This window comes from Micromonospora sp. C81, assembly GCF_018070425.1.
In the GTDB taxonomy this organism is placed as follows: domain Bacteria; phylum Actinomycetota; class Actinomycetes; order Mycobacteriales; family Micromonosporaceae; genus Micromonospora; species Micromonospora zamorensis.
Genome location: NZ_JAGPXS010000004.1, coordinates 210,314 through 223,411 on the forward strand (window position 1 = coordinate 210,314; position 13,098 = coordinate 223,411).

Here is a 13,098-nt window from a genome sequence, read left to right on the forward strand (position 1 = left end):
ACGGGCGCAGCGAGGCGGCGGCCCCGCCCACGTGGCGGGCAGCCGTCCACTACCGCCCGTGGAGCCTCGACGAGGCTCCCGGGCGGTAGTGCTTCTGTGGACCGGGGAGTGGCGTGGTGCAGACGCTTGACGAGGACGGCACCGTCGATCCGTGGCGCCGGCGGGCTCGCCGTGCCCGCCGCCAGATGCCCCTCTGGCAGGAGCTCCCGCTGCTGCTGGTGGTCGCGTTCTGCCTCGCGGTGCTGATCCGCACCTTCCTGCTCCAGGCGTTCTTCATCCCGTCCAGCTCGATGGAGGACACGCTCCTCATCGGGGACCGGGTGCTGGTCAACAAGGTCGTCTACGACGTACGCGACCCGCAACGCGGCGAGGTGGTGGTCTTCCGGGGCACCGACCGTTGGGCACCGCAGGTCGACGAGCAGCCGGCGCCCGGCGTCGCCGGCAAGCTCACCCGCACCGTCGGTGACCTGGTCGGGGTGAGTCGCCCCGGCGAGAAGGACTTCATCAAGCGGGTGATCGGTCTCCCCGGCGATCGGGTCAAGTGCTGCGACAGCCAGGGCCGGGTGACCGTCAACGGCACGCCGCTCAACGAGCCGTACGTGCTGCGGGACTCCCCGCTGGACCTGCCGCCCAACCCGGCGGAGTGCCGCTCCCGGCGCTTCGACGAGGTCGTCGTACCGCCCGGTCAGATCTTCGTGATGGGTGACCACCGCGAGGTCTCGCAGGATGCACGCTGCCAGGGTCCGGTGCCGATCGACAACGTGGTCGGCCGGGCCTTCATCGTGGTCTGGCCCCAGTCGCGGTGGACTTCGCTGTCGGTGCCGTCGACCTTCGACGACGTGTCCGCGCCGGCGACGGCTTCCCCCGGCGCACCCCCGGTGCAACCGACCCCGCAGGGCGGTGTGCTGCTGATACTCCCGTTGGTAGCCGCACTGCGTGGTTCCCGCGCGTTCCGGTCGGTGGCGTCCAGTTCGGCAACGTAGGCTCCTTGGCGTGATTGACGAGCAGACCGACAAGCCGCGCAGCTCCTTCTGGAAGGAGCTGCCGATCCTGCTGGGTGTGGCGATCCTGGTCGCGGTGCTGGTCCGCGCCTTCGTGCTGCAGACCTTCTTCATCCCCTCCCCGTCCATGGAGAACACTCTCAAGATCGACGATCGGGTGCTGGTCAACAAGCTGGTCTACGACTTCCGATCGCCGCACCGCGGCGAGGTGATCGTGTTCAAGGCTCCGACCGCCTGGAGCGGCAACCCCGACGGTGAGGACTTCATCAAGCGGGTGATCGGCGTCCCCGGTGACCACGTGGTCTGCTGCGACCCGGAGGAACGGCTGATGATCAACGGCAGGTCGTTGGACGAGCCGTACATCTTCTCGATGGACGGCATCCGCGACAAGCCCGCCGATCAGGAGTTCGACATCACCGTGCCGAAGGGCCGGCTGTGGGTGATGGGCGACCACCGCTCGGCTTCCGGCGACTCCCTGGAGCACTGGCAGCAGTCCGGGCAGAACATCACCGAGGCCACGATCCCCGAGGACGACGTCGTCGGTCGAGCGTTCACCGTCTTCTGGCCGGTGAGTCGGGCCACCTGGCTGACCGTGCCAGACCAGTTCGACGGCATTCCCAAGCCGTAGGCCGCCCGGGGCGTGGGCGATCCGCCGCCGGTCTGGCAGGCTGGGGCGGTGACCGTGAGCGCGAGGAGTGAGCCTGCGAGCCCCGCAGCCGCGAGCAGTGCCGACCGTGCCTACACCCCTCGACGCGCCGCCCGCGTGCTGCTCGTCGACGCGGCCGGCCGGGTCCTGCTGTTCGAGGGCTTCGACCCGGCCCGACCAGGGCACCGCTACTGGTTCACCCCCGGCGGTGGGCTCGACCCGGCGGAGTCCCCGGCAGCCGGCGCGGCACGGGAGCTGGCCGAGGAGACCGGGTTGCGGCTCGACCCGGCCGAGTTGGGCGAGCCGGTCTGGTGCGACACGACCGAGTTCACGTTCGACGGCACCTGGTACCGCCAGGAACAGGACTTCTTCCTTGTCCGGGTGCAGTCCTGGCAGGTGGACACCACGGGCTTCAACGACGTCGAGCAGCGCAGCATCGCCGATCACCGCTGGTGGCTTCCCGCCGAGTTGGCGGTCAGCGGTGAGCGGTTCTATCCCCCCGAGCTGCCCGTCCTGCTGACCCGGCTGGGGCAGTCGACCGGCGCGGGCCAGGGCGAGGCGTCGTGCTGACCCCGCCGCGCACCGTCGTGCGCCGCGAGGCCGGCCTGTACGCCCTGGAGCGAGCGCTCCAGCGGCGCGGCTTCCGGCACGTCGCCGGCGCGGACGAGGCGGGCCGGGGCGCGTGTGCCGGTCCGCTGGTCGCCGCGGCGGCGGTGCTGCCCGAGGGGCGGCGCGGCGAGATCGAAGGGCTGGCCGACTCGAAGCTGCTCACCCCGGCGAGCCGGGAACGGGTGTACGCGGAGGTGGTGGACCGGGCACTCGCGTACGCCGTGGTGGTCATCCCCGCGGACGAGGTCGACGCCCGGGGGCTGCACGTGTGCAACCTCGCGGCGATGCGTCGGGCGCTCGCCTCCCTCACCACCCGCCCGGAGTACGTGCTGACCGACGGCTTCGGCGTGGACGGCCTGGGCGTGCCCGGCCTGGCGGTGTGGAAGGGTGACCGGGTCGCGGCGTGTGTGGCGGCGGCCAGCGTGCTCGCCAAGGTCACCCGGGACCGGATCATGGTGGAGCTGGACGGGGTGTTCCCGGCGTACGGCTTCGCCGAGCACAAGGGTTACATCACCCCGGAGCACTCCGCTGCGCTGCGGGAGCACGGGCCGTGCCGGGAGCACCGGTTCTCGTACGTCAATGTCGCCGCGGTCTCCGGCCGCGACGGCCGGCCGCCGCGGGCCCGACGGCCCGGCGGTCACGCGCTGGAAGAGCCGATGGAGCGCTCCTGGGCGTCAGGGGGTACCGTCGGCGTGGCGTTGGGCGAGCAGCCTCGGCCTCCGGCGCCGGTGGGGGAAGATGTGGCCATGGAAGGCGGAGTGCGATGAGCGCGGAAGATCTCGAGAAGTACGAGACCGAGATGGAGCTGCAGCTCTACCGGGAGTACCGCGACATTGTCCGCCAATTCTCGTACGTGGTGGAGACGGAACGTCGGTTCTACCTGGCCAACCAGGTCGACCTGCACGTGCGCAACTCCGACGGCGAGGTCTACTTCGAGGTCGAGATGCACGACGCCTGGGTGTGGGACATGTACCGTCCTGCCCGCTTCGTGAAGAACGTCCGGGTGATGACCTTCAAGGACGTCAACGTCGAAGAGCTGGAGAAGCCCGACATCTCGCTGCCCGCCGACTCCGGCTTCGGCGGCTGACCGCACCCACGCCGACCGGCCGCACCACGGGCCCCCACCCGCGGTGTGACCCCCGCCGCCGATCACTCGGCCGGCACCAGGTCACTCGGCCGGCACCACGACCTCGACCCGCTGCACCAGGTTGTTGGCGAAGCCGCCACGGTTCCACGGCTGCTCGACCGGCTGGGTGCGACCCGACGCGTCGGTCGCCCGGGCACCGAGCACGTGCCGGCCCGGCGTGGCGGACCACTCGTAGCGCCACCGCCGCCAGGCGAAGTCGCCGCCGTCCGCCGGGTCCAACTCGGCCGGCACCCAGCTCTGCCCACCGTCGGTGGTGACCTCCACGGAGACCACCGGCGCGTGCCCCGACCAGGCCCGACCGTCCACCGTGCACGGCCCGGGCCGCAGCACCCGGCGGCGGGACATGAAATCGGGGAAGCCGGGCGGGCGGACCAGCGCGCGGGGTTCGATCCGGGTGACCGGAACGCCCGGGTCGTCGGCGTCGGTGCGCACCCGGTACGCGACGGCGTTCTGGTAGCCCTCGAACGGCTCGGTGCGGATCTCGACCGACTGGAGCCACTTCACGTGCGCCATGCCGTACCAGCCGGGCACGATCAGCCGAAGCGGGGCGCCGTGCTGCGGCAGCAGGGGAGCGCCGTTCATCTCGTACGCCAGCAGCACCTCCTCGCGCAGCGCGTCGGCGACCGGAAGGGCCCGCTGGTAGTCCTGCTCGACCCCACGCTCGACGCCGTGGTCGGCGCCGGTGAAGACCACGTCCAGGGCGTCCGGCCCGAGGCCTGCCTCCCGCAGCAGCGGAGCGAGGGGGGTGCCGGTCCACTCGGCGTTGCCGACCGCCTCGACCAGCCAGGGCTGGCTGACCGGCCGGGGGTGCAGCAGGGCTCGCCCGTTGCCGGCGCACTCCAGGGTCACCTGCTGGGTGACCCGTGGCCGCTCACGCAGGTCGGCGAGGGTGACCGTCAGCGGGCGGTCCACCGCGCCGCCGATGGTCAGCGTGTGCGCCGCCGGGTCGACGTCCGGGATGTCGTAGTGGATCAGCAGGTAGTGCAGCCCGGCCGGGGTGACGTCGTAGCGCAGCGCTTCCAACGGGATGCCGTGGTTGCGGGCGGCGAGCTGCAACTCCTCGGCGCTGATCGCCTCGTCCGGCTCCGCGAGCCGGGACGGGCCGCTCACGTCGGCCACCGTCGGCGTCCGGTCATCGACAGTGGTCATGCCTGGGCCTCCCCGGTCCACACGGCGGCACCCGCCGTACGCGGACCAGCCTAGGCCCTCCCTGGCAGCACGAACATGGCCCGGGGGACGGTGGGGTGAGGTCAGCGGGGGAGGAGGAGACTGGCGCCGGTTCGGCCGAACAGTCCCGGTGGAGGCTCCCAGTGCTCGCGGATGAGGAATTCTGGCGGCTCGTCGACATGTTGGGCGGTCAGCCGGAGGTCCAGGACGACCGTCCGTACGAGCGGTTGACCTCGGTGCTGTCGGAGCAGCCGGTGGAGCGGATCGTCGACTTCGCCGAGGCGCTGGCGTTCAAGCTCCACCAACTGGACCGTCGGGTGCTGGCCCAGGCCGTCCTGCCCGGCGCCGACCGGCTGTCCGATGACGACTTCCTGTATGCGCGGTGCGCGGTGGTGGTGGCGGGACCAGCGGCGATGGCAGCCGTGCTGGCGGATCCCGCAGCGTTCGAGCGCTTCACCACCGTCGAGGCCGCTCATGCGGAATCGATCCTCGACGTCCCCTCCGACGCCTACCAGCAGGCGACCGGGAAGGAGTGGGACCACGTCGAGGAGTACGACTACGAGACCGGCTCGAACGAGCAGTGGTGGTGACCTGACCGGCCGTAGCAGATCCTCGGCATCACTGGGTGGTCGTCCACAGGACCTCCGGTTGTCCACAGGTCCGCAGGCCGGGCTGGCGGACGACCCGGCTTCGGTCGGAGGCTGCCGTCATGCGACCCCCACCCGTCCCGCGCACCGGCCCGGTCCGCCATGCCGGGCTGCTCCGCGCCGCGCTTGCCCTCGCGCTGATCGTCCAGCTCTGCGGGTTGGTCGAGGCGACACCCCGCGAACCACCGACGCCGACCGTGCCGGTCGCGGCGGCCCTGCCGTCCTCCCCGGAGCCTGCGGGCCGGTTCCGCTGGCCGCTCGACGGGCCGCCTCGTCCGGTACGCCGATTCGACCCGCCGCCCCGGCCGTGGCTGCCCGGTCACCGGGGCGTCGACCTGGCCGCGCCGGCCGGAACGGTGATCCGCAGCGCCGGTCCGGGCACCGTGCTCTTCGCCGGTCTGGTGGCCGGGCGACCGGTGATCACCGTGGGGCACCCCGACGGGCTGCGAACCACCCACGAGCCGGTCCGACCGGCCGTACGTCCCGGCCAGCAGGTCACCGCCGGCACGCCGCTGGGCGAGCTGCTCCCCGGACACCCGGGTTGCCCGGCCGCGGCGTGCCTGCACTGGGGCCTGCGCCGTGGCACGGACTATCTGGACCCGCTGGCACTGCTCGGCCTCGGCCCGGTGCGACTGCTGCCGGTCCATGAGGCCGGCCCACCGCTGCCGGTCCATGGGGTCGGCCCACCGTTGCCGGTCCGCGGGGCCGGCCTCGGCGAGGTCAGCGCTGGGCGAGCAGGGCCGGCAGCCGCACGGCCAGCCGCTCGTACTCGTCGGCGGTGTTGTAGACCTGACCGGTGAGGCGCAACCACCCCCGGCCGTTCCAGCTCATCACCGCCACCTCGGCGGTGAGCCGTTCGCCGATCCGCGCCTGCAACGCCCGCGCCGCGTCGATGGTGGCGGCCAGGCCGGCCGGCAACGGAATGAGGCGCAGAGACACCTCCGGCCCGCCGGGGTCGGGCAGTTGGGCGGGAGGCACCCCCAGCGCGTCCGCGACCACCCGCTGGCCGTACGCGGCGAGCGCGGCGTTGTGCGCCCGCACCCGGTCGACGCCGAGACTGCGCAGCGTGAACAGACCCGCCGGAGCGGCCAGCCAGGACGTGTAGTCGAGGGTCGCCTGCCACTCGACCCGGGCCGGGAAGCCAGACTCCTGCTCCCAGGACACCACCAGCGGCTCGATCCGGTCCCGCCACTGCGGTGCCACCGCCAGCAGGGCGGTCCCGCGCGGGGCGTACGCCCACTTGTGCAGGTTGCCCACCCAGAAGTCCGCGCCGATGCTGGCCACCGTCGTGGACAGCATCCCCGGGGCGTGTGCGGCGTCGACCAGGACCGGTACGCCGTGTTCGCGGGCCACCCCGACGATCGCGGCGGTCGGGAAGAGCTTGGCCGTGGCAGAGGTGAGCTGGTCGACGACGAGCACCCGGGTCCGACCGGGGCGCAGGCCTTCGCGGATGATCTGCACGAGCTGCTCGTCGCTCGCGGCCAGCGGGATCGGCAGCACCCGGCTGACCGCTCCGGTGCGACGGCACTCGCGCTGGATGGCCAGGCTCACCGCCCCGTACCCGTGGTCGGTGCTGAGCACCTCGTCGCCGGGTTGCAGACCCAGCGACTGGAGCACGACGGCGACGCCGGTCGTGGTGTTGCCCACCAGGGCGCTGCCGTCGGGGTCGGCACCCAGGAACCCGGCGAGGTGCCGGCGGGTGTGCGCGATCCGGTCGACCAGGCCCTGGGTGAAGAAGCGCAGCGGGTTGGCCTCCATCTCGTCACGCAGCCGCTGCTGGGCCCGCTGCACCCCGATCGGGACCGCGCCGAACGAGCCGTGGTTGAGGTGGCTGACCGCCGGGTCCAGGGAGAAGAGCAGGCGGGCGCCCGGAATGGGTTCAGGGGGCTGCGGGACGCTCACGTGATGATCGTAACCGCCGGGGCCCCCGCCCTCCGGCCCTTGATCAGGCGCGCGGGTGGGCCTGACGGTAGGCGGCACGCAGCCGCTCCACAGAAACGTGCGTGTAGATCTGCGTGCTGGCCAACGACGCGTGGCCGAGCAGCTCCTGCACGGCCCGCAGGTCCGCGCCGCCCTCCAGGAGGTGGGTGGCCGCCGAGTGGCGCAGACCGTGCGGGCTCGTCCGGGGCAGGCCGGCGGCCTCGGCGTACGCACCGACGATCTGACGGGCCGTCGTCGGGTTGAGCCGGCCACCCCTGGCACCCAACAGCAGCGCGTCCCCGGAACGCGCACCCACCAACGCCGGACGGCCTCGGCGCAGCCATTCGTCCAACGCCCGCTGTGCGGGCACCCCGTACGGCACCGCGCGCTCCCGTCCGCCCTTGCCGAACACGCGGATCACCCGTCGGCCGTGGTCGACGTCCCCGACGTCCAACCCGCACGCCTCGCTGACCCGTACACCGGTGGCGTAGAGCAACTCCAGCAGCACCCGGTCGCGCAGCGGCACGGCCTCGGCCTCGGCCGTCTGCGCCGCGCCCGGTGTCGGCCCGGGAGATGGGTCAGTGGGAGCTGGGCTTACGGACGGCGCCGGCCGCACCGGCGGGTTGGTGGGAGCTGGGTCCACGGGCGGTGCCTGCCGTGCCGGCGGGTTGGTGGGAGCTGAACCCACGGGTGGTGCCTGCCGCGCCGGCGCCTCGACCAGGGCGGCGGCCTGGTCGGCGCGTAGGACGCTGGGCAGCTCGCGGTGCGCACGCGGACTGGCCAGCGCCGCACCGACGTCGGCGGAGAGCAACCCGGCCCGGTGCGCCCATGCGCTGAACGCCCGTGCCGACGCGGCCCGGCGGGCCAGCGAGGTGCGGGCCGCGCCGGTGGTGCGTTGCTTCGCCAGCCAGCTGCGCAGCACCGACAGGTCCAGCTCGGCCAGGTCGACGCAGCCCATCCGGACGGCGTGGTCGAGCAGCGAGACGAGATCGGTGACGTACGCGCGGACGGTGTGCGCCGACCGGTTACGCACCCGGGACAGGTGCTCGGCGAAGTCGTCCACGGCGTCACGCAGCTCGGGCGGTAGTGCCTGGTGCATGGCCCGGGTGCCCCGGTCCGGCCGGCTCATCGTGGCTGCACCAACTTGCGGACCGGGCCATCGGCCCCGGCACCTTCACTGGCAGCTGGCACGGCACCAGCCTACGGCCGAGCGACGAGGATCACCGGCCCCCACGGTGCCGGTGTTCGTCGGGCCTCGACTATCGCCTGTTGGACCTCCTGATCAGCACCACCACCAGGCCGGCAATGAGCACGGCGGACGTGAAGAGACAGCACAGCACCGTGATGTGCCACGGCTTGACAGCACCCATGACCGGGCACCGTACCGGTAGGAGCGACATCTCAGTGCCCCCGCGCTGAGGCCCTCAGGCCGACCCGGACGTCGTCGCCGCCGTCGTGCGCTTCGGTCGGGAGCGCGGGATGAGGGCGTAACCGCCGTCGCGACGAACCACCATGGACAACTCCTCCAGGAGAGACAACTTGCGCAACGCGGTCCGCACGTCGACACCCGCGCGGGCGGCGAGGCGGTCCACGCCCATCACGCCTCGCCGCGGCAGCGCCTCCAGCAGTGACCGCGCGTCGTCGTCGAGCGCGTCGGCGGGCCGTTGCGGGCCGCGCGTCAACGGAGCCAGGTCCGCGCCGATCCGGCCCACCTCCTCCAGCACGTGCGCCACCCCGGTGACCAGCCGGGCCTTGTCGGGGAACTCGCGCAGCAGCTCGTGCGCACCGACGGACATCGCCGAGGTCACCGGCCCGGGCACCACCATGGCCACGCGGTTGGTGTGGATGGCTCGCCGCGCGGTCTGCGTCGCGCCACTGCGTGCCGACGCCTCCACCACGACGGTGCCCAGGGTGCCTCCGGCGATCACCCGGTTGCGGATCAGAAACCGGGGTCGCAGCGGTTCGGCGCCGGGCGGCCACTCGCTGACCAGCAACCCGGTGTCGGCGATCCGGTCGAAGAGTGCGGCGTTGCCCATCGGGTACGGCCGGTCCAGCCCACAGGCGAGCACCGCGACGGTCAGGCCGCCGGCGTTGAGGGCACCCCGGTGGGCGGCGGCGTCGATGCCGAACGCGCCACCAGACACGACCGTCCAGTCCCGCTCGGCGAGCCCGTAACCCAACTCGGTCGCGACGTGCTGCCCGTAGCCGGTGGCCGCCCGCGCGCCGACCACGGCCACCGAACGATCCAGGGCCTCGCCCAACGGCCAACTTCCGCGGACCCAGAAGCAGAGCGGCGGGGCGGTCTCCACGTCCACCCGGCGGGTCACATCCGGCAGGCGCAGGTTGGCCAGGACCGCGACCTGGGCTGGCCACTCCTCGTCGTCCGGCGTGACCAGGCGTGCTCCGAGCCGGTCCGCGCGCTCCAGCGCCTCGGCCGCCACCGCCCGGGCGTCGCCGGCCGCCGTCCGGGCGGCCACCGTGCTGTGCAGCCAACCGTCCGGGCTGCCGCCGTCGAGCAGCAGGTCCAGGGTCGCCACCGGGCCGTGCCGTTCGACCAGTCGGTGCACCGCGCGGGTGCCCGGCTCGGCCAGCCAGGTCAGGGCGACCCGGGCCAGCCGCCGTTCGTCGTCGGCGCTCATGTCGCTTCTCCCGTCCGGAGTTGGATCGCTTCCCGCACGTCGTCCAGGTCCGGCCGATCCCGGCCGTCCAGGTCAGCGATGGTCCAGGCCATCCGAATGACCCGATCGAAGCCGCGCGCCGACAGCGAGCCGGAGTCGAGCCGGCCCCGTAGTTCGGCGGTGACCCGGGCGGGCAGCCGCCACGGCGGTCGGCGCAGGTGCGGGCCGTCCACCTCGGCGTTCACCCGCCGGCCGAGACCGGCCCAGCGGGTGGCCGCAGCCTGCCGGGCCGTTGCCACCCGGGCGGCGACCGTCGCCGACGGCTCGGTGTCGCCCTCGGGTGCCAGCAACTCCGCCGCCCGCACCGGCATCAGCCGAACCTGTACGTCGATCCGGTCGAGCAGCGGCCCGGAGAGCCGGCCCAGGTAGCGGCGGCGGACCAGCGCTGTGCACTCGCAGTGCGCGTCGCCGGACGGCTTCGCACACGGGCATGGATTTGCGGCAAGCACCAGTTGGGTCCGGGCCGGGTACACGGTGCCACCCCCGCTGCGACTCAGCTGGATGCGACCGTTTTCCAGTGGTTGGCGCAGGGCCTCCAACGCGCCCTTGCTGAACTCGGGGGCCTCGTCCAGGAACAGCACCCCGCGGTGTGCCAGCGACACCGCGCCGGGCCGGGCCAGCCCCGAGCCTCCACCGACCAGCGACGGCACGGTCGCGGTGTGGTGCGGCGCCTGGAACGGCGGGCGACGCAGCAACCGGCCGCCCGGCGGCAGCAGCCCGGCAATCGAGTGCAGCGCCGTGACCTCCAGCGCCGCGTCGTCGTCCAGCTCGGGCAGGATCGACGGCAGCCGTTCGGCCAGCATCGTCTTGCCGGCACCCGGAGGGCCGAGCAGGGCCACGTGGTGCCCGCCGGCGGCGGCGACCTCCAAGGCGCGTCGACCCAGCTGTTGCCCGGCGACATCGGCGAGATCCGGTCCGTCGTCCAGCGGTGCCGGGACGGCCGTCGGAGGCTCGATCAGCGGAGTGCCGTCGCGAACGAAGGCGACCAGCCGGTGCAGGTTGTCCACCGCTCGCACCCGTACCCCCGGGATGACCGCGGCCTCGGCGGCGTTGCCGACCGGCACGATCACCCGCCGGACGCCGGCCTGGGCCGCGGCGGCGACCATCGGGAGCACGCCGCGCACCGGTCGGACCGTCCCGTCGAGCCCCAACTCGCCGAGGACCACGACCCCCTCCAGGGGGAGCAGCGGCAGTTCACCGGAGCCGCCGAGTAGCGCCGCGGCGATGGCGAGATCGAAGGCCGAGCCGAACTTCGGCAGCGTGGCGGGCAGCAGGTTGAGGGTGATCCGCCGGTTGGGCCAGCGCTGGCCGGAGTTGACCACGGCGGCACGGACGCGGTCGCGGGCCTCGTGCAGGGCGGTGTCCGGTAACCCGGAGATCGCCACCGCCGGCAGGCCGGCGGCCAGGTCGGCCTCCACCTCGACCAGGTGACCGGTCACCCCGACCAGGCCCACAGAGAGCACCTTGGCGTAGCTCATGGCGCCGTCACCGATCCTTGGGAGCGCGCATGTCAGAATGCGCCCTTGAGGTGGTCGACCTGCGCCGGGCCGGCGTCGGGCAGCCGCACCGACAGCACGTCGAAACGCACCTCCTCGGCGGTCGTGCCGGTCTCGGTCAGCCAACGGGCGGCGAGCCCTCGCAGCCGGCGGGCCTTGGCCGGAACGACCGCCTCGGCCGGGGTGCCGAAGTTGTCGCCCCGGCGGGTCTTCACCTCGCAGAAGGCGAGCACCGGCCCGTCCCAGGCGATGATGTCGATCTCCCCGGCCGCGCAGCGCCAGTTGCGGGCGATCGGGCGCAGCCCTGCCTCGGTCAGGTGCCGGGCGGCACACCGCTCGCCGTACGCGCCGACCGCCTGGTTCCGATTCGTCATGGCCGGCACGGTGCCCGCCAGAGAGCGCGTTTCGCGACCCCGGTGACGGCCCAGCTGTGGACGACGGGCGTCCTGTGGACAACCGGACGATCATGCCCGGATGTGCTACGACGACATCCTGGACAGGTTGTGCCTGCAGTGTCGCTGAGCTGGGGCCGGATGGCGCGCGGGCTGCCGGTCGCATACGGTGCCTGACGTGGACGGACGACGGAGCTTTCCGGAAGATCAGGAGTCGCGCTGGTACCCCGATGAGCGGGGTCGCGGTTACGGCGAGTCGGAGTGGCGCGGCACGGGCGAATCGCGGTACCGGGACACTGAGGTTCCCGAGCAGCGCGGCCCCGACGAGAGCCGCTCCGTCGAGGACACCGGCGTCGGTCGCCGCCGGGAGCCGGACTCCGGTCGCTTCGGCGCCGTCGATGCGAGCGGCCGCTTCGGTACGCCTGAGTCGGACTCGGGTCGGCTGAGCGCGGTGGACGCGGGCCGGTTCGGCGCCCCCGAATCGGACTCGGGCCGCTTCGGTGCCGTGGAAGCCCCGCCTGGTCGGTTCGGCGCGAGTGAGCCTGAATCGGGGCGATTCGGCGCGGTCGACCCGTTGAGCGATGCGCGATCGGAAGCGGACGGTTATCGGGCGACCCGCTCGCGGAGGGCTGACCGGGACCCCTCGGAGGTCTCCGGTGAGCTGCCCGGTCGACGGGCCGCCCGCGAGTCGACCGGGCTTGGTTCACCGCTGACCACCGGCCTGCCGGAGGCCACCAGGGACGCCCTGCCGGCGTCCGACACGTCCGCTGCCGTGCTCGCCGACCAGGTGCGTCCCGCCCCGCTGGCTGGCTACCCGATCATCGAGCCGAGCCGGGGCGGTGACACGCCACACCCGCTGGAGATGCCGACCGGCCCGATGCCGGGGATCGGTCCCCGCCCGGACCTACCCGCGACGGAGCCGTCGACGTACCCCCCGGTGGCTGACGGCGTCTACCGGACCCGCCGGCCGGTGCTGGCCGTACTCTTCGCTCTGCTGGTGTTGATCTTCGAAGTCCCCGCGCTGCGGGTGCTGTTGGCGGGTGTGACCGGCGACCCGGTGGACGCCGGGAACGTGGTGGTGGGTATCGCCCTGGTCGCCGGGCTGCCGATCTTCGCGACCGGGCTCTACGGGCTCCGGACCGGCGGTCTGGCGCTCTCCGACGGTGGTCGGGGGTGGCTCCGCCCGCCCACGGCCTACCTGACGGTCGGGCTGGTGCTCTTCCTCGCCGCAGCGCTCGCTGTCGGCTGACCCGTCGAGCGCCACCAGCTGTGCGTGGCGCTGCCTGCCGCGTCTTGATCGACTCGGCTTTCAGGAAGTCGCGGTGTCCGGATGGGCGCGAAGCCGCGGTTTCCAGGAAACCGAGTCGATCATCGCCGAACGCGCCGCCCCGCCGT

13 protein-coding genes and 1 pseudogene are annotated in these 13,098 nt (G+C 73.1%); 8 read left to right on the forward strand and 6 right to left on the reverse strand.

The annotated features are described in order from the left end of the window. The first annotated feature begins 113 nt into the window (after nt 1-113). Genes lepB (KBX46_RS09755) through KBX46_RS09775 form a run of 5 tightly spaced genes read left to right on the forward strand, consistent with a single transcriptional unit; the run spans nt 114 to nt 3,343 of the window. Complete coding sequence (gene lepB / locus KBX46_RS09755) at nt 114-983, forward strand: signal peptidase I (protein ID WP_210792160.1); 870 nt, start codon at nt 114-116, stop codon at nt 981-983. Between the two features lie 10 nt (nt 984-993). Next, the gene (gene lepB, locus KBX46_RS09760) at nt 994-1,629 is read left to right on the forward strand and encodes a signal peptidase I (protein WP_210792161.1); all 636 of its coding nucleotides are present in this window, start codon (nt 994-996) and stop codon (nt 1,627-1,629) included. Nucleotides 1,630-1,683: 54 nt separating this feature from the next. Next, nucleotides 1,684-2,217, forward strand: a complete 534-nt coding sequence (locus tag KBX46_RS09765; RefSeq protein WP_307871307.1) for an NUDIX domain-containing protein — start codon at nt 1,684-1,686, stop codon at nt 2,215-2,217. Beyond that, the gene (locus KBX46_RS09770; RefSeq protein WP_088946626.1) at nt 2,211-3,023 is read left to right on the forward strand and encodes a ribonuclease HII; all 813 of its coding nucleotides are present in this window, start codon (nt 2,211-2,213) and stop codon (nt 3,021-3,023) included. Before KBX46_RS09765 ends, KBX46_RS09770 begins: the two co-directional genes overlap by 7 nt. Continuing rightward, the gene (locus KBX46_RS09775) at nt 3,020-3,343 is read left to right on the forward strand and encodes a DUF2469 domain-containing protein (protein WP_007075222.1); all 324 of its coding nucleotides are present in this window, start codon (nt 3,020-3,022) and stop codon (nt 3,341-3,343) included. Before KBX46_RS09770 ends, KBX46_RS09775 begins: the two co-directional genes overlap by 4 nt. Before the next feature lie 81 nt (nt 3,344-3,424). Here KBX46_RS09775 and KBX46_RS09780 read toward each other — a convergent pair whose 3' ends face one another. Next, nucleotides 3,425-4,552: a sulfite oxidase gene (locus KBX46_RS09780; protein ID WP_210792163.1), complete on the reverse strand. Its 1,128-nt coding sequence runs from the start codon at nt 4,550-4,552 to the stop codon at nt 3,425-3,427. Between the two features lie 161 nt (nt 4,553-4,713). On the opposite strand from KBX46_RS09780, the gene KBX46_RS09785 reads away from it, so the two are divergent. Together KBX46_RS09785 and KBX46_RS09790 are read left to right on the forward strand one after the other, a co-directional pair. After that, on the forward strand, nt 4,714-5,160 hold the full coding sequence (locus KBX46_RS09785) for a DUF4240 domain-containing protein (protein ID WP_210792164.1): 447 nt from the start codon (nt 4,714-4,716) through the stop codon (nt 5,158-5,160). A 119-nt stretch (nt 5,161-5,279) separates the two neighbouring features. Beyond that, nucleotides 5,280-6,017 (forward strand): M23 family metallopeptidase, encoded by a 738-nt coding sequence (locus KBX46_RS09790; RefSeq protein WP_210792165.1) that lies wholly within the window; start codon nt 5,280-5,282, stop codon nt 6,015-6,017. On the opposite strand, the gene KBX46_RS09795 is transcribed toward KBX46_RS09790, so the two are convergent. The 5 genes from KBX46_RS09795 to KBX46_RS09815 form a co-directional block, all read right to left on the reverse strand. After that, complete coding sequence (locus KBX46_RS09795; protein ID WP_210792166.1) at nt 5,938-7,119, reverse strand: aminotransferase class V-fold PLP-dependent enzyme; 1,182 nt, start codon at nt 7,117-7,119, stop codon at nt 5,938-5,940. The genes KBX46_RS09790 and KBX46_RS09795 overlap by 80 nt on opposite strands. Nucleotides 7,120-7,162: 43 nt before the next feature. Next, the gene (locus tag KBX46_RS09800) at nt 7,163-8,266 is read right to left on the reverse strand and encodes a tyrosine recombinase XerC (RefSeq protein ID WP_210792167.1); all 1,104 of its coding nucleotides are present in this window, start codon (nt 8,264-8,266) and stop codon (nt 7,163-7,165) included. A gap of 295 nt (nt 8,267-8,561) precedes the next feature. Next, complete coding sequence (gene dprA / locus KBX46_RS09805) at nt 8,562-9,776, reverse strand: DNA-processing protein DprA (RefSeq protein WP_210792168.1); 1,215 nt, start codon at nt 9,774-9,776, stop codon at nt 8,562-8,564. Then, nucleotides 9,773-11,293 (reverse strand): YifB family Mg chelatase-like AAA ATPase, encoded by a 1,521-nt coding sequence (locus KBX46_RS09810; RefSeq protein WP_210792169.1) that lies wholly within the window; start codon nt 11,291-11,293, stop codon nt 9,773-9,775. Before KBX46_RS09810 ends, dprA begins: the two co-directional genes overlap by 4 nt. Nucleotides 11,294-11,325: 32 nt before the next feature. Beyond that, nucleotides 11,326-11,685 carry a YraN family protein gene (locus KBX46_RS09815; protein ID WP_099851219.1) on the reverse strand — a complete coding sequence of 120 codons (360 nt, stop codon included), beginning with the start codon at nt 11,683-11,685 and terminating at the stop codon, nt 11,326-11,328. A 159-nt stretch (nt 11,686-11,844) separates the two neighbouring features. On the opposite strand from KBX46_RS09815, the pseudogene KBX46_RS09820 reads away from it, so the two are divergent. Then, a pseudogene (locus tag KBX46_RS09820) lies at nt 11,845-12,952 on the forward strand (hypothetical protein). The last annotated feature ends 146 nt before the right edge of the window (nt 12,953-13,098 follow it).